Annotated in this window: 22 protein-coding genes, 4 tRNA genes and 1 rRNA gene; all 27 read left to right on the top strand. The window is 55.0% G+C overall.

Annotation, left to right across the window (positions count from 1 at the left end; all coding sequences use genetic code 11):
* Positions 1 to 181: 181 nt before the first annotated feature.
* The 27 genes from rrf (at position 182) to rplV (ending at position 23,336) form a co-directional block, all read left to right on the top strand.
* Positions 182 to 297 (top strand): 5S ribosomal RNA (rrf, locus tag BLV67_RS29675).
* A gap of 208 nt (positions 298 to 505) precedes the next feature.
* Positions 506 to 1,465, top strand: coding sequence for a bifunctional biotin--[acetyl-CoA-carboxylase] ligase/biotin operon repressor BirA (gene birA / locus BLV67_RS29670; protein ID WP_069786683.1), 960 nt, complete (start codon positions 506 to 508; stop codon positions 1,463 to 1,465).
* Complete coding sequence (locus BLV67_RS29665; RefSeq protein WP_065930316.1) at positions 1,455 to 2,204, top strand: pantothenate kinase; 750 nt, start codon at positions 1,455 to 1,457, stop codon at positions 2,202 to 2,204. The genes birA and BLV67_RS29665 overlap by 11 nt, the downstream gene beginning before the upstream one ends.
* A gap of 7 nt (positions 2,205 to 2,211) precedes the next feature.
* On the top strand, positions 2,212 to 2,658 hold the full coding sequence (locus tag BLV67_RS29660) for a hypothetical protein (protein WP_069786682.1): 447 nt from the start codon (positions 2,212 to 2,214) through the stop codon (positions 2,656 to 2,658).
* Positions 2,659 to 2,800: 142 nt separating this feature from the next.
* Positions 2,801 to 2,885 (top strand) — tRNA-Tyr (locus tag BLV67_RS29655).
* A 24-nt stretch (positions 2,886 to 2,909) separates the two neighbouring features.
* Positions 2,910 to 2,983, top strand: a tRNA-Gly gene (locus tag BLV67_RS29650).
* A gap of 26 nt (positions 2,984 to 3,009) precedes the next feature.
* Positions 3,010 to 3,085, top strand: a tRNA-Thr gene (locus BLV67_RS29645).
* Between the two features lie 161 nt (positions 3,086 to 3,246).
* Positions 3,247 to 3,322 (top strand) — tRNA-Trp (locus BLV67_RS29640).
* 45 nt (positions 3,323 to 3,367) lie between these two features.
* Complete coding sequence (gene secE, locus BLV67_RS29635) at positions 3,368 to 3,736, top strand: preprotein translocase subunit SecE (RefSeq protein ID WP_003232399.1); 369 nt, start codon at positions 3,368 to 3,370, stop codon at positions 3,734 to 3,736.
* A 9-nt stretch (positions 3,737 to 3,745) separates the two neighbouring features.
* The gene (gene nusG, locus BLV67_RS29630) at positions 3,746 to 4,279 is read left to right on the top strand and encodes a transcription termination/antitermination protein NusG (RefSeq protein ID WP_003176436.1); all 534 of its coding nucleotides are present in this window, start codon (positions 3,746 to 3,748) and stop codon (positions 4,277 to 4,279) included.
* Between the two features lie 117 nt (positions 4,280 to 4,396).
* Positions 4,397 to 4,828: a 50S ribosomal protein L11 gene (gene rplK, locus BLV67_RS29625; RefSeq protein WP_003176435.1), complete on the top strand. Its 432-nt coding sequence runs from the start codon at positions 4,397 to 4,399 to the stop codon at positions 4,826 to 4,828.
* Positions 4,828 to 5,523, top strand: a complete 696-nt coding sequence (rplA, locus tag BLV67_RS29620) for a 50S ribosomal protein L1 (protein WP_032884532.1) — start codon at positions 4,828 to 4,830, stop codon at positions 5,521 to 5,523. The genes rplK and rplA overlap by 1 nt, the downstream gene beginning before the upstream one ends.
* A gap of 199 nt (positions 5,524 to 5,722) precedes the next feature.
* Positions 5,723 to 6,223 carry a 50S ribosomal protein L10 gene (gene rplJ, locus BLV67_RS29615; protein WP_056861893.1) on the top strand — a complete coding sequence of 167 codons (501 nt, stop codon included), beginning with the start codon at positions 5,723 to 5,725 and terminating at the stop codon, positions 6,221 to 6,223.
* A 78-nt stretch (positions 6,224 to 6,301) separates the two neighbouring features.
* Complete coding sequence (gene rplL, locus BLV67_RS29610) at positions 6,302 to 6,667, top strand: 50S ribosomal protein L7/L12 (RefSeq protein ID WP_010566858.1); 366 nt, start codon at positions 6,302 to 6,304, stop codon at positions 6,665 to 6,667.
* A 219-nt stretch (positions 6,668 to 6,886) separates the two neighbouring features.
* Entirely contained in the window at positions 6,887 to 10,960 is a 4,074-nt protein-coding gene (gene rpoB / locus BLV67_RS29605; protein WP_065930318.1) for a DNA-directed RNA polymerase subunit beta, read from the top strand.
* 64 nt (positions 10,961 to 11,024) lie between these two features.
* Positions 11,025 to 15,224 carry a DNA-directed RNA polymerase subunit beta' gene (gene rpoC / locus BLV67_RS29600; protein ID WP_017135962.1) on the top strand — a complete coding sequence of 1,400 codons (4,200 nt, stop codon included), beginning with the start codon at positions 11,025 to 11,027 and terminating at the stop codon, positions 15,222 to 15,224.
* Positions 15,225 to 15,441: 217 nt separating this feature from the next.
* The gene (gene rpsL, locus BLV67_RS29595) at positions 15,442 to 15,813 is read left to right on the top strand and encodes a 30S ribosomal protein S12 (protein ID WP_002555494.1); all 372 of its coding nucleotides are present in this window, start codon (positions 15,442 to 15,444) and stop codon (positions 15,811 to 15,813) included.
* A gap of 118 nt (positions 15,814 to 15,931) precedes the next feature.
* Positions 15,932 to 16,402: a 30S ribosomal protein S7 gene (gene rpsG / locus BLV67_RS29590; protein WP_002555493.1), complete on the top strand. Its 471-nt coding sequence runs from the start codon at positions 15,932 to 15,934 to the stop codon at positions 16,400 to 16,402.
* Between the two features lie 30 nt (positions 16,403 to 16,432).
* A complete protein-coding gene (gene fusA / locus BLV67_RS29585; protein WP_015886136.1) occupies positions 16,433 to 18,538 on the top strand; it encodes an elongation factor G in 2,106 nt (701 codons plus the stop codon).
* Positions 18,539 to 18,568: 30 nt separating this feature from the next.
* Complete coding sequence (gene tuf, locus BLV67_RS29580) at positions 18,569 to 19,762, top strand: elongation factor Tu (protein WP_003176426.1); 1,194 nt, start codon at positions 18,569 to 18,571, stop codon at positions 19,760 to 19,762.
* Between the two features lie 159 nt (positions 19,763 to 19,921).
* Positions 19,922 to 20,233 (top strand): 30S ribosomal protein S10, encoded by a 312-nt coding sequence (gene rpsJ, locus BLV67_RS29575; protein WP_003186070.1) that lies wholly within the window; start codon positions 19,922 to 19,924, stop codon positions 20,231 to 20,233.
* 81 nt (positions 20,234 to 20,314) lie between these two features.
* A complete protein-coding gene (rplC, locus tag BLV67_RS29570; RefSeq protein WP_003194649.1) occupies positions 20,315 to 20,950 on the top strand; it encodes a 50S ribosomal protein L3 in 636 nt (211 codons plus the stop codon).
* A gap of 12 nt (positions 20,951 to 20,962) precedes the next feature.
* Positions 20,963 to 21,565: a 50S ribosomal protein L4 gene (gene rplD, locus BLV67_RS29565; protein WP_017135963.1), complete on the top strand. Its 603-nt coding sequence runs from the start codon at positions 20,963 to 20,965 to the stop codon at positions 21,563 to 21,565.
* Positions 21,562 to 21,861, top strand: a complete 300-nt coding sequence (rplW, locus tag BLV67_RS29560; protein WP_002555488.1) for a 50S ribosomal protein L23 — start codon at positions 21,562 to 21,564, stop codon at positions 21,859 to 21,861. Before rplD ends, rplW begins: the two co-directional genes overlap by 4 nt.
* A gap of 14 nt (positions 21,862 to 21,875) precedes the next feature.
* On the top strand, positions 21,876 to 22,700 hold the full coding sequence (gene rplB, locus BLV67_RS29555) for a 50S ribosomal protein L2 (RefSeq protein ID WP_003176423.1): 825 nt from the start codon (positions 21,876 to 21,878) through the stop codon (positions 22,698 to 22,700).
* A 16-nt stretch (positions 22,701 to 22,716) separates the two neighbouring features.
* Complete coding sequence (gene rpsS, locus BLV67_RS29550; protein WP_002555486.1) at positions 22,717 to 22,992, top strand: 30S ribosomal protein S19; 276 nt, start codon at positions 22,717 to 22,719, stop codon at positions 22,990 to 22,992.
* Between the two features lie 11 nt (positions 22,993 to 23,003).
* On the top strand, positions 23,004 to 23,336 hold the full coding sequence (gene rplV / locus BLV67_RS29545; protein WP_003103908.1) for a 50S ribosomal protein L22: 333 nt from the start codon (positions 23,004 to 23,006) through the stop codon (positions 23,334 to 23,336).
* The last annotated feature ends 11 nt before the right edge of the window (positions 23,337 to 23,347 follow it).

The following is a 23,347-nucleotide window of genomic DNA, read 5'->3' as shown; positions in this document are numbered from 1 at the left end:
CCGTGAGGCTTGACCATATAACACCCAAGCAATTTGAGTCGACTCTCTAATAAAGAGCATCAGATTGCGGTGTGTGAAGACGAGATGAACCGAAAGTTCGACGCTCACAAAACACCGAAAGCTGTCACATACCCAATTTGCTGAAGCGAAGCCATTTGGCTGCGACTCAGTACCCGAATTTCTTGACGACCATAGAGCATTGGAACCACCTGATCCCATCCCGAACTCAGTAGTGAAACGATGCATCGCCGATGGTAGTGTGGGGTTTCCCCATGTGAGAGTAGGTCATCGTCAAGATTAAATTCCGAAACCCCTGATTGCTAACGCAATCAGGGGTTTTGTTTTGGGCGGTCGTATAGTGGGCAAAGCTTGCTCATGTTTAGCGTTAATCGCAACGCGACCAGCCTGAGCTGTCGCGAACGCTTTCGTGCGACCATCCCGTCCTTTCTATGCAATGACCTTGCGCATGGCTATCATGCGTGCCTCATTGTGAGGCGATGCTTGCATGCTGACGTTGTTAACACTTCTCAAAGATGGTCGATTCCACTCCGGAGAGGCGCTGGGTGCTGCCCTGGGTGTCAGCCGCAGTGCTGTTTGGAAGCAGCTCCAGCATCTGGAGTCCGAATTGAACCTGCCCATCCATAAAGTTCGTGGCAGGGGGTATCAGCTGGCATCTCCATTGGTGTTCTTGAATGATGAAGAAATTCAAGGGCATGCTCCGGCTTTGACGTGGCCTGTTTACATCTCAGATTCCATAGACTCCACCAATGCCGAGGCCTTGCGCCTCGTCGACGCCGGTTGCGCGGCGCCATTTCTGGTGCTTGCGGAGCAGCAAACAGCAGGAAGGGGTAGGCGGGGTCGTAAGTGGGTCAGTCCGTTCGCTCAAAACCTGTATTACAGCCTCGTATTGCGCATTGACGGCGGGTTAAGGCAATTGGAGGGGCTTAGTCTTGTCGTGGGATTGGCGGTCATGCAGGCCCTGCGTGAGCTGGGTGTCCAGGCTGCTGCATTGAAATGGCCGAACGACGTTCTGGTTGGGCAGAAAAAAATTGCCGGCATCTTGCTGGAATTGGTTGGGGATCCCGCTGATGTTTGCCACGTTGTCCTCGGTGTAGGGATCAACGTAAATATGCAGAAGGCTGCAGAGGTCGATCAGCAGTGGACGTCGGCGCAGTTGGAGACAGGTTCCCCTGTCGACCGTAATCACTTGGTCGCACGGCTTGGGCTGCAACTGCAAAGTCACCTGGAGCGACACAAGGCTTCGGGCTTTGCTGCGCTCCAGGAAGAGTGGGAGCGAAATCATTTGTGGCAGGGTAAGGCAGTATCTCTTATCGCGGGTGTTAACCAGATTGATGGTGTGGTGCTGGGTGTTGATCACCAGGGCGCGCTTCGGCTGAGTGTCGAGGGTGTCGAGAAAATATACAGCGGCGGTGAGCTAAGCCTGAGGTTGCGTGATGATTCTTGAGCTCGACTGTGGGAATAGCTTTATCAAGTGGCGTGTGCTCGATTTGCCTATGGCCAGGGCGTCCGCTGAGGGTGTTGTCGGCTCGGACCTTGAATTGATCGAGGGCCTGAAGGCGATCCCGGGGCTGTCATTGACGCGTTGCCGCCTGGTAAGTGTTCGGGCCGCTGAGGAGACCGGGCAACTGGTTGAGGCTTTGCAGGGGGCATTTGGGGTTGTTGTGTCTTGTGCTGCTTCGGCGAGAGAGATGGCGGGTGTACGTAATGGTTACGAAGAGTTTGAGCGTCTTGGGCTAGATCGTTGGTTGGCAATGCTCGGTGGTTTCAAGCTGGCATCAGGTGCCTGTCTGGTGCTTGATTTCGGTACCGCCGCCACTGCGGACTTTATTGCTGCCGATGGTGAGCACCTTGGCGGTTTCATTTGCCCGGGAATGCCCCTTATGCGCAGCCAGTTGCGAACGCACACACGCAAGATCCGCTACGACGATATTGCGGCGGAGCAGGCCCTGGCGCGCCTCTCGCCAGGGCGCACGACTGTTGAGGCCGTTGAGCGGGGTTGTACGCTGATGCTCAGGGGGTTTGTTTTGACCCAGCTTGAGTTGGCTCGAAGCTATTGGGGGGATGACTTCACGGTTTTTCTGACTGGCGGGGATGCTGACCTGGTCTCCGATGCCGTGCCTCACGCTCGTTTTGTTCCTGATCTGGTTTTTGTTGGTCTGGCGATGGCGTGCCCTTTGTCCTGAGGTGTTTATGCGTTGGCTGTTTTTGCTTTTGCTCGTTCTCAATGCCTTCTATTACATCTGGCATCAACAGGAAGCCCCGTTACGCGCTAAGGATGTAACGCCTCTGAGCCTCTATAAGGGTTCTCAGCAGGATATTCGCCTATTGAGTGAATCCTCTGGCCCCATGGTTCGGCGCGACCGAGTAAAAGCGCCTGACGCACAAAATACCTGCCTATACATTGGTGGCTTTGCTGATCAGCGTCAGGCTCAGTCGGTCGAGCAGCGCCTCATAAGCCTGGATATAAAGGTCAAAGTGCTTCTCCTCAGTACACCTGACGCCTCCGGTTATTGGCTGCGTGTGGCCCCTGAAAGCAGGAGGCTGGCTGACGATCTGCCTTTTGAAAACCTTGCTAAGGAATTCAATGAGTTAAAACATAAAATAATGTTGTGCGAAGGCGTTGCAACTGTCGAATAGTTTGCATAGAATGGCGCCCGCTTCGCAGTGAAGACCTTTACGGTCTACAGGGTGAAACGAAGGTCAACGCAGCTAACCTCATATTTTTAATGAGAAAATGCTTGACAGAAGGCCGGCGTGATGTAGAATGCCGGCTCGCTTAGGAGGGGTTCCCGAGCGGCCAAAGGGATCAGACTGTAAATCTGACGTCTACGACTTCGAAGGTTCGAATCCTTCCCCCTCCACCATTTTTAGCGTGAGCTGCAAGCTCCGCGGGTATAGTTTAGTGGTAGAACCTCAGCCTTCCAAGCTGATGATGCGGGTTCGATTCCCGCTACCCGCTCCAAGTTTGCAGGTTGTGCGATGTGTTTTGCTCTTGTAGCTCAGTTGGTAGAGCACACCCTTGGTAAGGGTGAGGTCAGCGGTTCAAATCCGCTCAAGAGCTCCATATAACAAGGCAGATATGAAAATATCTGCCTTTGTTTTAACAGCTGCCTCGGCTTGTTGGTGTCGAATTTGGCTTTATGGTCAAGTGATTTCAGGTCTAGTGGGGTTGGTTGTTGTAAAGTCTTTTTCAGGCCTGCATAATGGTCGGCCTGATTTTGTTTTAGGTCAGTAGCTCAATTGGCAGAGCGACGGTCTCCAAAACCGTAGGTTGGGGGTTCGATTCCCTCCTGACCTGCCAGATTCACGTGGTGTGTCTGGCTTTCTTTTCACAGGATCTTCATAGATGACTCCTAAGGCTGAAGCTCAAAGCTCTCGTTTCGATCTGGTCAAGTGGCTCGTAGTAGTCGCATTGGTGGTCGTAGGCGTTGTTGGCAATCAGTACTACTCTGCTTCGCCGATCCTGTACCGTGTACTCGCTTTGCTCGCTCTTGCTGCTGTAGCTGCCTTTGTAGGCCTGCAGACTGCCAAAGGCAAGTCTTTCGCGGTCCTGGTAAAGGAAGCTCGCACCGAAATTCGTAAAGTCGTTTGGCCGACTCGCCAAGAAACCACGCAGACCACGTTGATTGTTGTGGCTGTTGTTCTGGTTATGGCGTTGCTGTTGTGGGGGCTTGATTCCCTGCTCGGCTGGCTTGTTTCCTTGATTGTTGGCTAAGGGTGTCCCGTGGCTAAGCGTTGGTACGTTGTGCATGCTTACTCGGGTTACGAGAAGCATGTTATGCGCTCTTTGCTAGAGCGCGTAAAGCTCGCAGGCATGGAAGATGGCTTCGGCGAAATTCTGGTTCCCACTGAAGAAGTGGTTGAAATGCGCAATGGCCAGAAGCGCAAAAGCGAACGCAAGTTCTTCCCTGGCTACGTGCTGGTTCAGATGGACATGAATGAAGGTACTTGGCACTTGGTCAAGGACACTCCTCGTGTCATGGGTTTTATCGGCGGTACCGCTGATAAGCCTGCTCCGATCACTGACAAAGAGGCGGAAGCAATTCTGCGCCGCGTTGCTGACGGTAGCGACAAGCCTAAGCCGAAGACGTTGTTCGAGCCGGGTGAGGTTGTTCGTGTCACAGATGGTCCGTTTGCTGATTTCAACGGCACCGTCGAAGAAGTTAACTACGAAAAGAGCCGAATCCAGGTGGCAGTGCTCATTTTCGGTCGCTCTACTCCGGTAGAGCTGGAGTTCAGCCAGGTCGAGAAGGTCTAGCTGAGCAAGCATCCCAACCCCGCAGCCTTAGGCTGTGGGGTTTTGTCGTCACTGGGATAAACGCGCAAGTAACCGGGGAGCCTTTCGAGGCGTTTGAACCCGTAATTGGAGTGCCTCATGGCCAAGAAGATTACCGCTTACATCAAGCTGCAAGTGAAGGCCGCTCAGGCCAACCCAAGTCCACCTGTCGGCCCGGCTCTGGGTCAGCACGGCGTGAACATCATGGAATTCTGCAAGGCCTTCAACGCCCGTACTCAGGGTCTTGAGCCAGGTCTGCCGACTCCAGTGATCATCACTGTATACAGCGACCGTAGCTTCACTTTTGAAACCAAGTCGACCCCGGCTTCGGTTCTGCTGAAGAAAGCTGCCGGTCTGACTAGCGGTTCCGCTCGTCCTAACACCGTTAAGGTTGGCACCGTAACTCGTGCTCAGCTGGAAGAAATCGCGAAAACCAAAAACGCGGATCTGACTGCAGCTGATATGGATGCAGCCGTGCGTACCATCGCCGGTTCTGCTCGTAGCATGGGCCTTAACGTGGAGGGTGTGTAATGGCTAAGCTGACCAAGCGCCAAAAGGCTATCGCCGGCAAAATCGAAGCAGGCAAGGCCTACAGCTTTGTAGACGCCGCTGCCCTGCTGACCGAGCTGTCGACTGTCAAGTTCAGCGAGTCCGTTGACGTTGCTGTAAACCTGGGCGTTGACCCACGTAAATCCGACCAGGTCGTTCGTAGCGCTACTGTGCTGCCACACGGTACTGGCAAGACTGTACGTGTTGCTGTCTTCACCCAAGGCCCGGCAGCTGAAGCTGCTCTGGCCGCCGGCGCTGATCGCGTTGGCATGGACGACCTGGCTGCCGAAATGAAAGGCGGCGACCTGAACTACGACGTAGTCATTGCTTCCCCGGATGCAATGCGCGTTGTAGGTCAGTTGGGTCAGATCCTCGGTCCACGTGGTCTGATGCCTAACCCTAAAGTCGGCACCGTAACTCCAGACGTAGCTACCGCGGTTAAAAACGCCAAGGCTGGTCAGGTTCGTTATCGCACCGACAAAAACGGCATCATTCACACCTCCGTTGGCAAAGTCGGCTTCGATGCCGTCAAGCTGAAGGAAAACGTTGAAGCCCTGATCGCTGATCTGAAGCGTATCAAGCCAGCTTCTTCGAAAGGTATCTACGTCAAGCGCGTTACCCTGAGCACCACTATGGGCCCAGGTCTGGTCATCGACCAAGGCTCGCTGGACGTATAAGAGACACATTGGCGCGAGAGATCGCGTCAATTGAAAAAATTGGGGTCCCTGCCTGGCGGGGGCTATCCAAGACCGTAGGCGGCGCAAGCCTTAAACCTCAAGCCTACGCAGATGGTGCTCCCGGTTCCTTACCGAATCAGACACCAAAACGACATCCGGCTTCGGCCAGATGAAACGGTAACAAGCAGGAGTTAAACCCGTGGCAATTAATCTCGAAGACAAGAAGGCCATCGTCGCTGAAGTCAACGAGGCTGCCAAAGCTGCTCTGTCCGCTGTCGTGGCTGATGCCCGTGGTGTGACAGTAAGCGCTATGACCGGACTCCGTAAAGAGGCTCGTGAAGCTGGCGTATACGTACGTGTTGTACGTAACACCCTGCTCAAGCGCGCTGTTGCTGACACTGAATACAGTGTCCTCAACGACGTGTTCACCGGCCCGACTCTGATCGCGTTCTCCAAGGATCACCCGGGTGCTGCTGCCCGTTTGTTCAAGGAATTCGCCAAGAGTCAGGATAAGTTCGAGATCAAGGCAGCTGCGTTCGAGGGCAAGTTCCTCGCAGCTAACCAAATCGACGTACTGGCAACACTGCCGACCCGTAACGAAGCTATTTCTCAGCTGATGAGCGTGATTCAAGGCGCTACCAGCAAGTTGGCTCGTACTCTGGCCGCAGTTCGCGAGCAAAAAGAAGCTGCCGCAGCCTAAGGCTGAGCATCTCCTTTCGCGTATTTTTGTTTATTTCGATGGCCGCGTAGGCCGTCCCCCAATTCAGGAAATACAGTAATGTCTATCTCCCAAGAAGATATCCTCAACGCCGTAGCTGAAATGTCGGTTCTGCAGGTTGTTGAGCTGATCAAAGCTTTCGAAGAAAAATTCGGCGTTTCCGCTGCCGCTGCTTCCGCTGGCCCAGCTGTTGCTGCTGTTGCTGCTGAAGAGCAAACCGAATTCAACGTCATGCTGCTGGAAGCTGGCGAGAAGAAAGTAAACGTGATCAAGGCAGTTCGTGAACTGACCGGTCTGGGCCTGAAAGAAGCCAAGGCTGTAGTTGACGGCGCTCCTGCCCAGGTTCTGGAAGCAGTGTCGAAAGACGCCGCTGACAAAGCTAAAGCAGTGCTGGAAGAAGCAGGCGCTAAAGTCGAGCTGAAGTAAGCATCGACCTTGCGTCTCCAGCCCAAGCGTTAAGCTGAAGGCTGATGGCTGGTGGCTCTTGCCACCGGCCTTTTTCCGTTCTTGGCTGTCGACTCGGTCGCCGCCAATTACGCGCTGTAACCACCCGATGCGGTGGTGCAAACCATGGGGTTTGCAAGATTTTCTGGCTGCTCCCGTCGGAGGGGCCAAACAAGCAGGTGACCAAGCTGGGGAACGCTGATGGCTTACTCATATACTGAGAAAAAACGTATCCGCAAGGACTTTAGCAAGTTGCCGGACGTCATGGATGTCCCGTACCTTCTGGCTATCCAGCTGGATTCGTATCGTGAATTCTTGCAGGCGGGAGCGACCAAAGATCAGTTCCGCGACGTGGGCCTGCATGCGGCCTTCAAATCCGTTTTCCCGATCATCAGCTACTCCGGCAATGCTGCGCTGGAGTACGTGGGTTATCGCCTGGGCGAACCGGCATTTGATGTCAAAGAATGCGTGTTGCGCGGTGTTACGTACGCCGTACCTTTGCGGGTAAAAGTCCGCCTGATCATTTTCGACAAAGAATCGTCGAACAAAGCGATCAAGGACATCAAAGAGCAAGAAGTCTACATGGGCGAAATCCCACTGATGACTGAAAACGGTACCTTCGTAATCAACGGTACCGAGCGTGTTATTGTTTCCCAGCTGCACCGTTCCCCGGGCGTGTTCTTCGACCACGACCGCGGCAAGACGCACAGCTCCGGTAAACTCCTGTACTCCGCGCGGATCATTCCGTACCGCGGTTCGTGGTTGGACTTCGAGTTCGACCCGAAAGACTGCGTGTTCGTGCGTATCGACCGTCGTCGCAAGCTGCCGGCCTCGGTATTGCTGCGCGCGCTCGGTTACACCACTGAGCAGGTGCTGGACGCTTTCTACACCACCAACGTATTCAGCCTGAAGGATGAAACCCTCAGCCTGGAGCTGATTGCTTCGCGTCTGCGTGGTGAAATTGCCGTTCTGGATATTCAGGACGAAAACGGCAAAGTGATCGTTGAAGCGGGTCGTCGTATTACTGCGCGCCACATCAACCAGATCGAAAAAGCCGGCATCAAGTCGCTGGAAGTGCCTCTGGACTACGTCCTGGGTCGCACCACCGCCAAGGTTATCGTTCACCCGGCTACAGGCGAAATCCTGGCTGAGTGCAACACCGAGCTGAACACCGAAATCCTGGCAAAAATCGCCAAGGCCCAGGTTGTTCGCATCGAGACCCTGTACACCAACGACATCGACTGCGGTCCGTTCATCTCCGACACACTGAAGATCGACTCCACCAGCAACCAATTGGAAGCGCTGGTCGAGATCTATCGCATGATGCGTCCTGGTGAGCCGCCAACCAAAGACGCTGCCGAGACCCTGTTCAACAACCTGTTCTTCAGCCCTGAGCGTTATGACCTGTCTGCGGTCGGCCGGATGAAGTTCAACCGTCGTATCGGTCGTACCGAGATCGAAGGTTCGGGCGTGCTGTGCAAGGAAGACATCGTCGCGGTACTGAAGACTCTGGTCGACATCCGTAACGGTAAAGGCATCGTCGATGACATCGACCACCTGGGTAACCGTCGTGTTCGCTGCGTAGGCGAAATGGCCGAAAACCAGTTCCGCGTTGGCCTTGTGCGTGTTGAGCGTGCGGTCAAAGAGCGTCTGTCGATGGCTGAAAGCGAAGGCCTGATGCCGCAAGATCTGATCAACGCCAAGCCAGTGGCTGCGGCGGTGAAAGAGTTCTTCGGTTCCAGCCAGCTTTCCCAGTTCATGGACCAGAACAACCCGCTCTCCGAGATCACCCACAAGCGCCGTGTTTCCGCACTGGGCCCGGGCGGTCTGACCCGTGAGCGTGCAGGCTTCGAAGTTCGTGACGTACACCCGACGCACTACGGTCGTGTTTGCCCGATCGAAACGCCGGAAGGTCCGAACATCGGTCTGATCAACTCCCTGGCCGCTTATGCGCGCACCAACCAGTACGGCTTCCTCGAGAGCCCGTACCGCGTGGTGAAAGACGCTCTGGTCACCGACGAGATCGTATTCCTGTCCGCCATCGAAGAAGCTGATCACGTGATCGCTCAGGCTTCGGCCACGATGAACGACAAGAAAGTCCTGATCGACGAGCTGGTAGCTGTTCGTCACTTGAACGAGTTCACCGTCAAGGCGCCGGAAGACGTCACCTTGATGGACGTATCGCCCAAGCAGGTAGTTTCGGTTGCAGCGTCGCTGATCCCGTTCCTGGAACACGATGACGCCAACCGTGCGTTGATGGGTTCCAACATGCAGCGTCAAGCTGTACCAACCCTGCGCGCTGACAAGCCGCTGGTAGGTACCGGCATGGAGCGTAACGTAGCCCGTGACTCCGGCGTTTGCGTCGTGGCTCGTCGTGGCGGCGTGATCGACTCCGTTGATGCCAGCCGTATCGTGGTTCGTGTTGCCGATGATGAAGTTGAAACTGGCGAAGCCGGTGTCGACATCTACAACCTGACCAAATACACCCGCTCGAACCAGAACACCTGCATCAACCAGCGTCCGCTGGTGAGCAAGGGTGATCGCGTTCAGCGTAGCGACATCATGGCCGACGGCCCGTCCACCGACATGGGTGAACTGGCACTGGGTCAGAACATGCGCATCGCGTTCATGGCATGGAACGGCTTCAACTTCGAAGACTCCATCTGCCTGTCCGAGCGTGTTGTTCAAGAAGACCGTTTCACCACGATCCACATTCAGGAACTGACCTGTGTGGCACGTGATACCAAGCTTGGGCCAGAGGAAATCACTGCAGACATCCCGAACGTGGGTGAAGCTGCACTGAACAAGCTGGACGAAGCCGGTATCGTTTACGTAGGTGCTGAAGTTGGCGCAGGCGACATCCTGGTAGGTAAGGTCACTCCGAAAGGCGAGACCCAACTGACTCCGGAAGAGAAGCTGCTGCGTGCCATCTTCGGTGAAAAAGCCAGCGACGTTAAAGACACCTCCCTGCGTGTACCTACCGGTACCAAGGGTACTGTCATCGACGTACAGGTCTTCACTCGTGACGGCGTTGAGCGTGATGCTCGTGCACTGTCCATCGAGAAGACTCAACTCGACGAGATCCGCAAGGACCTGAACGAAGAGTTCCGTATCGTTGAAGGCGCGACCTTCGAACGTCTGCGTTCCGCTCTGGTAGGCCGTAAGGCTGAAGGCGGCGCAGGTCTGAAGAAAGGTCAGGACATCACCGACGAAGTACTCGACGGTCTTGAGCATGGTCAGTGGTTCAAACTGCGCATGGCTGAAGATGCTCTGAACGAGCAGCTCGAGAAGGCCCAGGCCTACATCGTTGATCGCCGCCGTCTGCTGGACGACAAGTTCGAAGACAAGAAGCGCAAACTGCAGCAGGGCGATGACCTGGCTCCAGGCGTGCTGAAAATCGTCAAGGTTTACCTGGCAATCCGTCGCCGCATCCAGCCGGGCGACAAGATGGCCGGTCGTCACGGTAACAAAGGTGTGGTCTCCGTGATCATGCCGGTTGAAGACATGCCGCACGATGCCAATGGCACCCCGGTCGACGTCGTCCTCAACCCGTTGGGCGTACCTTCGCGTATGAACGTTGGTCAGATCCTCGAAACCCACCTGGGCCTCGCGGCCAAAGGTCTGGGCGAGAAGATCAACCGTATGATCGAAGAGCAGCGCAAGGTTGCTGACCTGCGTAAGTTCCTGCATGAGATCTACAACGAGATCGGCGGTCGCAACGAAGAGCTGGACACCTTCTCCGACCAGGAAATCCTGGATCTGGCGAAGAACCTGCGCGGCGGCGTTCCAATGGCTACCCCGGTATTCGACGGTGCCAAGGAAAGCGAAATCAAGGCCATGCTGAAACTGGCAGACCTGCCGGAAAGCGGCCAGATGCAGCTGTTCGACGGCCGTACCGGCAACAAGTTTGAGCGCCCGGTTACTGTTGGCTACATGTACATGCTGAAGCTGAACCACTTGGTAGACGACAAGATGCACGCTCGTTCTACCGGTTCGTACAGCCTGGTTACCCAGCAGCCGCTGGGTGGTAAGGCTCAGTTCGGTGGTCAGCGTTTCGGGGAGATGGAGGTCTGGGCACTGGAAGCATACGGTGCTGCATACACTCTGCAAGAAATGCTCACAGTGAAGTCGGACGATGTGAACGGTCGGACCAAGATGTACAAAAACATCGTGGACGGCGATCACCGTATGGAGCCGGGCATGCCCGAGTCTTTCAACGTGTTGATCAAAGAAATTCGTTCCCTCGGCATCGATATCGATCTGGAAACCGAATAACACGTGACGCGAATCGAGAGCGGGGCTGTTTAGCCCGCTCTCTGCTCCGCCAGGAGGAAAGGCCTTGAAAGACCTACTGAATTTGCTGAAAAACCAGGGTCAAGTCGAAGAGTTCGACGCCATCCGTATTGGGTTGGCATCGCCTGAGATGATCCGTTCGTGGTCGTTCGGTGAAGTTAAAAAGCCGGAAACCATTAACTACCGTACGTTCAAACCTGAGCGTGACGGCCTGTTCTGCGCCAAGATCTTTGGCCCGGTAAAGGATTACGAGTGCCTGTGCGGTAAGTACAAGCGCTTGAAGCACCGTGGTGTGATCTGCGAGAAGTGCGGCGTTGAAGTTGCGCTGGCTAAAGTTCGTCGTGAGCGCATGGCGCACATCGAACTGGCTTCGCCGGTTGCCCATATCTGGTTCCTGAAATCGCTGCCGTCCCGTATCGGCTTGCTGATGGACATGACCCTGCGTGATATCGAACGTGTTCTCTACTTCGAGAGCTATGTCGTTATCGATCCAGGCATGACCACCCTTGAAAAAGGTCAGTTGCTGAACGACGAGCAGTACTTCGAAGCGCTGGAAGAGTTCGGCGACGACTTTGATGCCCGTATGGGTGCCGAAGCTGTCCGCGAACTGCTGCACGCTATCGACCTGGAGCACGAGATTGGCCGTCTGCGCGAAGAAATTCCGCAAACCAACTCGGAAACCAAGATCAAGAAGCTGTCCAAGCGTCTGAAGTTGATGGAAGCCTTCCAGGGTTCCGGTAACTTGCCAGAGTGGATGGTGCTGACCGTTCTGCCGGTTCTGCCGCCAGACCTGCGTCCGCTGGTACCGTTGGACGGTGGTCGTTTCGCGACGTCCGACCTCAACGACCTGTACCGCCGCGTGATCAACCGTAACAACCGCTTGAAGCGCCTGCTTGATCTGTCCGCTCCGGACATCATCGTGCGCAACGAAAAGCGTATGTTGCAAGAAGCTGTCGATGCCTTGCTCGACAACGGCCGTCGTGGCCGCGCTATCACCGGTTCCAACAAGCGTCCTCTGAAATCCTTGGCTGACATGATCAAGGGTAAACAAGGCCGTTTCCGTCAGAACTTGCTCGGTAAGCGTGTTGACTACTCCGGTCGTTCGGTAATTACCGTAGGCCCGACCCTGCGTCTGCACCAGTGCGGTCTGCCCAAGAAGATGGCACTTGAGCTGTTCAAGCCATTCATCTTCGGCAAGCTGGAAATGCGCGGTCTCGCGACCACCATCAAAGCGGCCAAGAAAATGGTCGAGCGCGAACTGCCAGAGGTTTGGGACGTTCTCGCTGAAGTGATTCGCGAACACCCGGTTCTCCTCAACCGTGCACCGACCCTTCACCGTCTGGGTATCCAGGCGTTTGAACCGGTACTGATCGAAGGTAAGGCTATCCAGCTGCACCCTCTGGTCTGTGCTGCGTACAACGCCGACTTCGACGGCGACCAAATGGCCGTGCACGTACCGCTGACACTGGAAGCCCAGTTGGAAGCGCGTGCGTTGATGATGTCGACCAACAACATTCTGTCGCCAGCCAACGGTGAGCCAATCATCGTTCCGTCGCAGGACGTTGTATTGGGTCTGTACTACATGACTCGTGAAGCGATCAACGCCAAAGGCGAAGGTCGTGTGTTCGCTGACCTGCAAGAAGTTGACCGTGTGTTCCGTGCCGGCGAAGCCGCACTGCACGCCAAGGTCAAAGTGCGGATCAACGAAACCGTCAACGACCGTGATGGTGGCAGCGTGAGCGGCACCCGTATTGTCGACACCACTGTCGGCCGTGCGCTGCTGTATCAAGTTGTGCCAAAAGGTCTGTCGTACGACGTCGTCAACTTGCCGATGAAGAAAAAGGCGATCTCCAAGCTGATCAACCAGTGCTACCGCGTGGTTGGTTTGAAAGAGACCGTGATCTTCGCTGACCAGTTGATGTACACCGGCTTTGCTTATTCGACCATTTCCGGCGTTTCCATCGGTGTTAACGACTTCGTTATCCCGGATGAAAAAGCCCAGATCATCAATGCTGCAACTGATGAAGTGAAAGAAATCGAAAGCCAGTACGCCTCCGGCCTGGTAACCCAGGGCGAGAAGTACAACAAAGTGATCGACCTTTGGTCCAAGGCCAACGACGAAGTGTCGAAGGCGATGATGGCGAACCTCTCGAAAGAGAAGGTTATCGACCGTCATGGCGTAGAAGTCGATCAAGAGTCGTTCAACTCGATGTACATGATGGCCGACTCGGGCGCACGGGGTTCTGCTGCGCAGATCCGTCAGCTCGCCGGTATGCGTGGCCTGATGGCCAAGCCGGACGGTTCCATCATCGAAACGCCGATTACTGCGAACTTCCGTGAAGGTTTGAGCGTACTTCAGTACTTCATCTCCACTCACGGTGCTCGTAAGGGTCTTGCGGATACCGCGTTGAAAACGGCTAACTCCGGTTACCTGACTCGTCGTCTGGTAGACGTTGCACAAGACTTGGTTGTGACAGAAGTCGACTGCGGCACCGAACACGGTCTGCTGATGACTCCGCACATCGAAGGCGGCGACGTTGTAGAGCCGTTGGGTGAGCGCGTACTGGGTCGAGTAATCGCCCGTGACGTATTCAAGCCAGGTACCGAGGAAGTTATCGTTCCTGCCGGCACCCTGGTAGATGAAAAGTGGGTCGAGTTCATCGAACTCAACAGCATCGACGAAGTGATTGTTCGCTCGCCGATCAGCTGCGAAACCCGCTACGGCATTTGTGCCAAGTGCTACGGCCGTGACTTGGCTCGTGGTCACCAGGTGAACATCGGTGAAGCGGTCGGCGTAATTGCTGCCCAGTCCATCGGTGAGCCGGGTACCCAGCTGACCATGCGTACGTTCCACATCGGTGGTGCGGCAAGCCGGACCTCCGCGGCTGACAGCGTTCAGGTGAAGAACGGCGGTACCGTCCGTCTGCACAACCTGAAACACGTTGAGCGAGTGGATGGTTGCCTGGTTGCTGTGTCCCGTTCCGGTGAGCTGGCAATCGCTGATGACTACGGTCGTGAGCGTGAGCGTTACAAGCTGCCGTACGGTGCTGTGATCTCGGTTAAAGAAGGTGACAAGGTCGACGCTGGCGCAATCGTGGCCAAGTGGGATCCGCACACTCACCCAATCGTTACCGAAATGAAAGGTACCGTGACCTACGTGGGCATGGAAGAAGGCATCACGATCAAGCGTCAGACTGACGAATTGACCGGTATGACCAACATTGAAGTACTCGACGCGAAAGATCGTCCAGCTGCCGGTAAAGACATCCGTCCTGCCGTTAAGATGGTCGACGACAACGGCAAGGACTTGTTGCTGCCAGGCACTGACGTAATTGCTCAGTACTTCCTGCCGGCCAACGCCCTGGTCGGTGTAGCGGATGGTGCGAAGATCGCGATCGGTGATGTTATCGCGCGTATCCCGCAAGAAACTTCGAAGACCCGCGACATCACCGGTGGTCTGCCGCGTGTTGCCGACTTGTTCGAAGCTCGTCGTCCGAAAGAAGCGTCGATTCTGGCTGAAGTCAGCGGCACCATCGCGTTCGGTAAAGAGACCAAAGGCAAGCGCCGTCTGGTCATTACCCCGAACGATGGTACTGATCCGTACGAAGAGCTGATTCCGAAGTGGCGTCACCTGAACGTCTTCGAAGGCGAACAGGTAAACCGCGGCGAAGTTATCTCCGACGGCCCGAGCGATCCACACGACATCCTGCGTCTGCTGGGTGTGAGTGCGCTGGCCAAGTACATCGTTAACGAGATCCAGGACGTTTACCGTCTGCAAGGCGTGAAGATCAACGATAAGCACATCGAGACCATCCTGCGTCAGATGCTGCGTAAAGTTGAAATCGCTGAATCCGGCGATTCCAGTTTCATCAAGGGCGACCAGATGGAACTGACTCACGTACTGGTAGAAAACGAACGTCTGGGCGCGGAAGACAAATTTGTCTCCAAGTTCACTCGTGTGTTGCTGGGTATCACCAAGGCGTCGCTGTCCACTGAGTCGTTCATCTCGGCGGCCTCCTTCCAGGAGACCACTCGCGTACTGACCGAAGCAGCGGTAACCGGCAAGCGCGATTACCTGCGCGGCCTGAAAGAAAACGTAGTCGTGGGTCGTCTGATCCCGGCAGGTACCGGTTTGGCTTACCACAGCGAGCGCAAGCGCCGCCGTGATGCTGACAAGCCGCTGCGCGTAAGCGCCAGTGAAGTGGAAGCTGCACTGACCGAAGCGCTGAACTCAAGCGGTAACTGAGTTCTGCGATAAATAAGTCTGGGCCCTGGCAGCCCCCATTCGTCGGATCGAGGCATTTTTGTCCCGGTTCGATGAGAGGGGAGGTCGGGGCCTTGCCTTGACTGGGGGCAAGATCCTCTTTAGACTCTTGTACCCCTAAATTTGGCGGGAATTCGTTCCTGCCATTTTGCTTTTCTTGCAAGACAATAGCGTCGCAAGACAACAGTGGAGCTAGTAGATGGCAACTATCAACCAGCTGGTACGTCAGCCGCGTAAGCGTATCGTCGAGAAATCCGACGTACCTGCGCTGCAGAACTGCCCGCAACGTCGTGGCGTATGCACTCGTGTGTATACCACCACGCCGAAAAAACCTAACTCGGCACTGCGTAAAGTATGCCGTGTGCGTCTGACCAACGGTTTCGAGGTTTCCTCGTACATCGGCGGTGAAGGCCACAACCTGCAAGAGCACAGCGTGGTACTGATCCGCGGCGGTCGTGTAAAAGACTTGCCAGGTGTTCGTTACCACACCGTACGCGGCTCCTTGGATACTTCCGGCGTTAAAGGTCGTAACCAGGGTCGTTCGAAGTACGGTACCAAGAAGCCTAAGTAGTAGCGGCTTTTTGTAAAACTGAATCATCTTATTTTCTGAGTCGATAAGAGTAAGGTCGGAGGCGTCCCGAAAGGGCACCGATTCCGAACGAACCTGAAGACCGTTTGAGGGCTTATCCATGCCAAGAAGACGCGTAGCAGCCAAGCGCGAAGTGCTTGACGATCCAAAATACGGAAGCCAAATTCTGGCCAAGTTCATGAACCACGTGATGGAAAGCGGCAAGAAAGCCGTTGCCGAGCGTATCGTTTATGGCGCGCTGGAAAAGGTTAAAGAACGCAAGAACAGCGACCCCCTGGAAATCTTCGAGAAAGCTCTCGACGCCATCGCTCCGCTGGTCGAAGTGAAGTCGCGCCGTGTAGGCGGTGCTACTTACCAGGTTCCGGTCGAAGTTCGTCCGTCCCGTCGTAACGCTCTGGCAATGCGCTGGTTGGTAGACTTCGCCCGTAAGCGCGGCGAGAAGTCTATGGCTCTGCGTTTGGCCGGCGAGCTGTTGGACGCTGCTGAAGGTAAAGGTGCTGCTGTTAAGAAGCGTGAAGACGTGCACCGTATGGCTGAAGCTAACAAAGCTTTCTCGCACTACCGCTTCTAATCTTAGCTTCACTAATTTTGCGAGGGCTTTATGGCTCGTACTACTCCGATTAGCCGCTACCGTAACATCGGTATCGTTGCTCACGTGGATGCTGGTAAAACCACCACCACCGAGCGCGTACTGTTTTACACCGGCAAAAGTCACAAGATGGGCGAGGTGCATGACGGCGCCGCGACCACAGACTGGATGGTTCAGGAGCAGGAGCGTGGTATTACCATTACTTCTGCTGCTATTACCGCCTTCTGGAAAGGTTCCGAGAAGCAGTACAAGGATGAGCACCGCTTCAACGTAATCGATACCCCGGGCCACGTAGACTTCACCATTGAAGTTGAGCGTTCCCTGCGCGTACTCGACGGCGCTGTCGTTGTGTTCTGCGGTACCTCGGGTGTTGAGCCGCAGTCGGAAACCGTATGGCGTCAAGCCAACAAATACGGTGTTCCACGTCTTGTTTACGTAAACAAGATGGACCGTGCTGGTGCCAACTTCCTGCGCGTGATCGGTCAGATCAAGCAGCGCCTGGGTCACACCCCGGTGCCAATCCAGTTGGCTATCGGTTCCGAAGACAACTTCCAGGGCCAGATCGATCTGCTGACCATGGAAGCTGTTTACTGGAACGATGCTGACAAAGGTATGGTTCCTGTTCGCAAGCCTATCCCTGCTGAGCTGCAGGAACTGGCTGACGAATGGCGCAACAACATGGTCGAAGCTGCGGCCGAAGCCAACGAAGAACTGATGAACAAGTACCTCGAAGGTGAAGAACTCACCAACGTGGAAATCAAGGCTGCTCTGCGTCAGCGTACTATCGCTGGTGAGATCGTCTTGGCTGTTTGCGGTTCCTCGTTCAAGAACAAGGGCGTTCCCCTGGTTCTCGATGCTGTGATCGACTACCTGCCGGCACCAGTGGATATTCCTGCCATCAAGGGTACTGACCCGGATGACGAGACTATCGAGCTGGAGCGTCATGCAGACGACGCAGAACCGTTCTCCGCTCTGGCATTTAAAATTGCCACTGACCCATTCGTGGGTACCTTGACCTTCGTCCGCGTTTACTCGGGCGTGTTGAACTCCGGCGACGGCGTGATCAACTCGGTTAAAGGCAAGAAAGAGCGCGTGGGTCGTATGGTGCAAATGCACGCAAACGCCCGCGAAGAGATCAAGGAAGTACGCGCTGGTGACATCGCGGCCTTGATCGGCATGAAGGACGTCACCACTGGTGAAACCTTGTGCAATGCTGACAAGCCAATCATCCTGGTTCGTATGGACTTCCCGGAGCCGGTTATTTCGGTTGCCGTAGAGCCTAAGACCAAGGATGACCAGGAAAAAATGGGTATTGCTCTGGGCAAACTTGCTCAGGAAGATCCATCTTTCCGCGTTAAGACTGATGAAGAGACTGGTCAAACGATCATCTCCGGCATGGGCGAGCTGCACCTGGACATCCTGGTTGACCGGATGCGCCGTGAGTTCAACGTCGAAGCCAACATCGGTAAGCCTCAGGTTTCCTATCGTGAGCGCATCACGAAGAACTGTGAAATCGAAGGCAAGTTCGTTCGTCAGTCCGGCGGTCGTGGTCAGTTCGGTCACTGCTGGATCCGTTTTGCTCCTGCTGACGAAGGTCAGGAAGGTCTGCAATTCGTGAACGAAGTAGTTGGTGGTGTTGTTCCTAAGGAATACATCCCGGCTATCCAGAAGGGTATCGAAGAGCAGATGAAGAACGGTGTTGTTGCCGGCTATCCGCTGATCGGCCTGAAAGCAACCGTTTTTGACGGTTCTTACCACGACGTCGACTCCAACGAGATGGCGTTTAAGGTGGCTGCTTCCATGGCAACCAAGCAACTGGCCCAGAAGGGCGGTGGTGAGTTGCTTGAGCCAATCATGGCGGTAGAAGTTGTTACACCTGAAGACTATATGGGTGATGTCATGGGCGACCTTAACCGTCGTCGCGGCATGATCTTGGGTATGGAAGACACGGTTTCCGGCAAAGTGATTCGCGCCGAGGTTCCGTTGGGTGAGATGTTCGGTTATGCGACCGACGTTCGCTCCATGTCCCAGGGTCGCGCAAGCTACTCTATGGAATTCAAAAAATACAACACAGCTCCGGCGCACATCGCTGAAACTGTATCCAAAAAACAAGGCTGATTCAGTCCTTTAGGCAAGGAGTTAATTGTCGTGGCTAAAGAAAAATTTGATCGTTCCCTACCGCACGTCAACGTTGGCACCATCGGTCACGTTGACCACGGTAAAACCACTCTGACTGCTGCTCTGACTCGCGTTTGCTCCGAAGTATTCGGTTCCGCAATCGTTGATTTCGATAAGATCGACAGCGCACCAGAAGAAAAAGCTCGTGGTATCACCATCAACACCGCGCACGTTGAATACAACTCGCTGATCCGTCACTACGCTCACGTTGACTGCCCAGGTCACGCTGACTATGTGAAGAACATGATCACCGGTGCTGCCCAGATGGACGGCGCGATCCTGGTTTGCTCGGCCGCTGATGGTCCGATGCCACAAACCCGTGAGCACATCCTGCTGTCCCGCCAGGTTGGCGTTCCGTACATCGTGGTTTACCTGAACAAGGCTGACCTGGTAGACGACGCTGAGCTGCTGGAACTGGTTGAGATGGAAGTGCGCGATCTGCTGAGCACTTACGACTTCCCAGGCGACGACACTCCGATCATCATCGGTTCTGCTCGTATGGCTCTGGAAGGCAAGGACGATAACGAAATGGGCACCACGTCCGTTCGTAAGCTGGTTGAGACTCTGGACAGCTACATCCCAGATCCAGTTCGTGTTATCGACAAGCCGTTCCTGATGCCAATCGAAGACGTATTCTCGATCTCCGGTCGCGGTACTGTTGTAACTGGTCGTATCGAGCGCGGTATCGTCAAGGTTCAAGATCCACTGGAAATCGTTGGTCTGCGTGACACTACCGTCACCACCTGCACCGGTGTTGAAATGTTCCGTAAGCTGCTCGACGAAGGTCGTGCTGGCGAGAACTGCGGCGTTCTGCTGCGTGGTACCAAGCGTGACGACGTTGAGCGTGGCCAGGTTCTGGTTAAGCCAGGTTCGGTTAAGCCGCACACCAAGTTCGAAGCTGAAGTGTACGTGCTGAGCAAAGAAGAAGGCGGCCGTCACACTCCGTTCTTCAAAGGCTACCGTCCACAGTTCTACTTCCGTACTACCGACGTAACCGGTAACTGCGAACTGCCGGAAGGCGTAGAAATGGTAATGCCAGGCGACAACATCAAAATGGTTGTCACCCTGATCAAAACCATCGCTATGGAAGACGGTCTGCGTTTCGCAATCCGTGAAGGCGGCCGTACCGTTGGTGCTGGCGTTGTAGCTAAAATCATCGAGTAATTATCTCTTCTGAGATAGCTCTGATGTTTTGAAAAGGCCCCCGCTCAGCGGGGGCCTTTTTTATTGGGTTGACACCTATCAGGGCCGTCTATAGAATTGCGCCTCCTTTTAACGGGCGTATTGCGCTCGCTGGGAATAGCAGCCGGAGTCTGAAATCCAATGCAAAATCAGCAAATCCGTATCAGGTTGAAGGCTTTTGACCATCGCCTGATCGACCAATCCACCCAGGAAATCGTGGAAACCGCGAAACGTACTGGTGCTCAAGTGCGTGGTCCAATTCCACTGCCTACCCGTAAAGAGCGGTTCACCGTTCTGGTCTCCCCGCACGTCAACAAAGACGCGCGTGACCAGTACGAGATCCGTACTCATAAGCGCGTACTGGACATCGTCCAGCCAACGGATAAAACCGTTGATGCACTTATGAAGCTTGATCTGGCGGCCGGTGTGGAAGTACAGATCAGCCTCGGCTAAGACTTGGGTCTTAGTCGTGTAACGCTCTGAAATGGGCGGCCATAGCGGGTGAAAGCCCCGTACACTCATGAGGTTTACAACATGACTATTGGTGTAGTCGGTCGTAAATGCGGTATGACCCGTATTTTCACCGAAGAAGGTGTCTCCATTCCGGTCACGGTCATTGAGATCGAGCCGAATCGCGTCACCCAGTTCAAAACTGAAGAAACCGATGGCTATCGTGCAGTGCAAGTCACTGTCGGCGAGCGTCGTGCTTCGCGCGTGACTGCTGCTCAAGCAGGTCACTTCGCTAAAGCAAACGTTGCAGCTGGTCGCACTGTTATGGAGTTCCGTCTCGAAGACGGCGACTACCAGGCTGGCGATCTGATCAACGCTGAAATCTTCGCCGCTGGTCAACTGGTTGATGTAACCGGTCAGTCCAAGGGTAAAGGCTTCCAGGGTACGATCAAGCGTTGGAATTTCCGTGGCCAAGACAACACTCACGGTAACTCCGTTTCCCACCGCGTCCCGGGCTCTATTGGCCAGTGCCAGACTCCTGGTCGTGTATTCAAGGGCAAAAAAATGTCCGGTCATATGGGCGCTGAGCGCGTGACCGTGCAGTCCCTCGAAGTAGTGCGCGTCGACGCTGAACGCAATCTGTTGTTGGTCAAGGGTGCTGTTCCTGGCGCTACTGGCGGCAACCTGGTTGTACGTCCAGCGGCCAAGGCTCGCGGTTAAGGGGAAGCTGACATGCAATTAAATGTAAATGACGCTCAAGCGATCGAAGTTTCCGAACTGACATTTGGCGGCGAATTCAACGAGACGCTGGTTCACCAAGCAGTCGTGGCCTACATGGCCGGCGGCCGTCAAGGTAGCAAGCAGCAAAAGACCCGTTCCGACGTACGTGGTGGCGGTAAGCGCCCTTGGCGTCAGAAAGGTACTGGCCGTGCTCGTGCCGGTACTATCCGTAGCCCAATCTGGCGTGGCGGCGGTACCACTTTCGCAGCTCGTCCACAGGATCACACTCAGAAGCTCAACAAGAAGATGTATCGCGCAGCACTGCGCTCCATCCTTGCTGAACTCGTGCGTACTGATCGTCTGGTCGTGGTTCAAGACTTCGCTGTTGAAAGTCCAAAAACCAAAGATCTGCTGGGCAAACTGAACAACATGAGCCTGACCGACGTTTTGATCGTGTCGGAAGCTGTTGATCAGAACCTGTACCTGGCTGCTCGCAACCTGCCACACGTTGATGTTCGTGACGTGCAAGGTTCCGATCCAGTTAGTCTGATCGCATACGACAAGGTGTTGATCACCGTGTCGGCCGTGAAGAAATTCGAGGAGCTGCTGGGATGAACCAGGAACGCGTATTTAAAGTTCTGCTTGGCCCGCACGTTTCCGAAAAGGCTACGGTTCTGGCTGACAAGAAAGGCCAGTTCGTTTTCAAGGTTGCAACTGACGCAACCAAGCTGGAAATCAAGAAGGCCGTCGAAAGCCTGTTCAGCGTGAAAGTAGAGCGTGTTACTACCCTGAATGTTCTGGGTAAGAGCAAGCGCACTGCTCGCGGTCTGGGCAAGCGTAATGACTGGAAGAAGGCGGTTATCTCCCTTCAGCCAGGCCAAGATCTCGATTTCAGCAGCAGTGCTGAGTAAGGAAGGGGTGCATCATGGCAATCGTTAAATGCAAACCGACTTCCCCTGGCCGCCGTTTTGTGGTCAAGGTGGTCAACCAGGAGCTGCATAAAGGCGCTCCTCACGCACCGCTGCTCGAGAAAAAATCGAAGACTGGTGGTCGTAACAACAATGGTCGTATTACCACTCGTCACATCGGTGGTGGCCATAAGCAGCATTATCGTCTGGTCGATTTCCGTCGCAACGACAAAGATGGCATCTCTGCCACTGTCGAGCGTATCGAATACGATCCAAACCGTACTGCTCACATCGCTCTGCTGCTGTACGCAGATGGCGAGCGTCGCTACATCATCGCCCCTAAAGGCGTGAGTGCTGGTGACCAGCTGATCGCAGGTGCTTTGGCACCGATCAAGCCGGGCAACGCTCTGCAACTGCGTAACATTCCAGTTGGTAGCACCGTACACGGCATCGAATTGAAGCCAGGTAAAGGCGCGCAAATCGCTCGTTCCGCTGGTGCTTCGGCTCAGCTGATCGCTCGTGAAGGTGTCTACGTGACCCTGCGTCTGCGTTCTGGTGAGATGCGTAAAGTGCTGGCTGAATGCCGCGCGACCCTGGGTGAAGTCTCGAACTCCGAGCACAGCCTGCGTTCGCTGGGTAAAGCTGGTGCCAAACGCTGGCGTGGCGTTCGCCCAACCGTTCGTGGTGTTGCCATGAACCCGGTTGACCACCCACACGGTGGTGGTGAAGGTCGTACCTCTGGTGGTCGTCATCCGGTATCGCCATGGGGCTTCCCGACTAAGGGCGCGAAGACTCGTGGTAATAAGCGTACCGACAAAATGATCGTCCGTCGTCGCAAGTAAATAGAGGGATACGACAGTGCCACGTTCTCTGAAAAAAGGTCCTTTTATTGATCTTCACCTACTGAAGAAGATCGAAGTGGCGGCGGAAAAGAACGATCGCAAACCAGTTAAGACCTGGTCGCGTCGTTCGATGATCCTGCCACAAATGGTCGGTCTGACCATCGCAGTACACAACGGTCGTCAACACGTCCCAGTTCTCGTTAACGAAGACATGGTCGGCCACAAACTGGGCGAGTTTGCCGGTACCCGCACTTATCGTGGGCACGTGGCAGACAAGAAAGCCAAGCGTTAAGGGGTTAGGAAATGGAAGTAGCCGCTAAGTTGTCGGGCGCTCGAATCTCCGCCCAGAAAGCCCGCTTGGTCGCCGACCAGATCCGCGGGAAGAAGGTGGGCGAAGCGCTCAACCTGTTGGCTTTCAGCAGTAAGAAAGCCGCCGAGATCATGAAGAAAGTGCTGGAGTCGGCCGTAGCCAACGCCGAGCATAACGAAGGCGCAGACGTTGATGACCTGAAGGTCAGCACCGTTTTCGTCAACGAAGGGCGTTCGCTGAAGCGCATCATGCCACGTGCCAAAGGCCGTGCTGATCGCATCGTCAAGCGGTCTTGCCATATCACTGTCAAGGTTGCTGACAAGTAACGGAGTCGAAG

It is taken from the genome of Pseudomonas salomonii, from assembly GCF_900107155.1.
Lineage (GTDB): Bacteria > Pseudomonadota > Gammaproteobacteria > Pseudomonadales > Pseudomonadaceae > Aquipseudomonas > Aquipseudomonas salomonii.
This window is presented reverse-complemented; position numbering and strand designations above follow the sequence as displayed.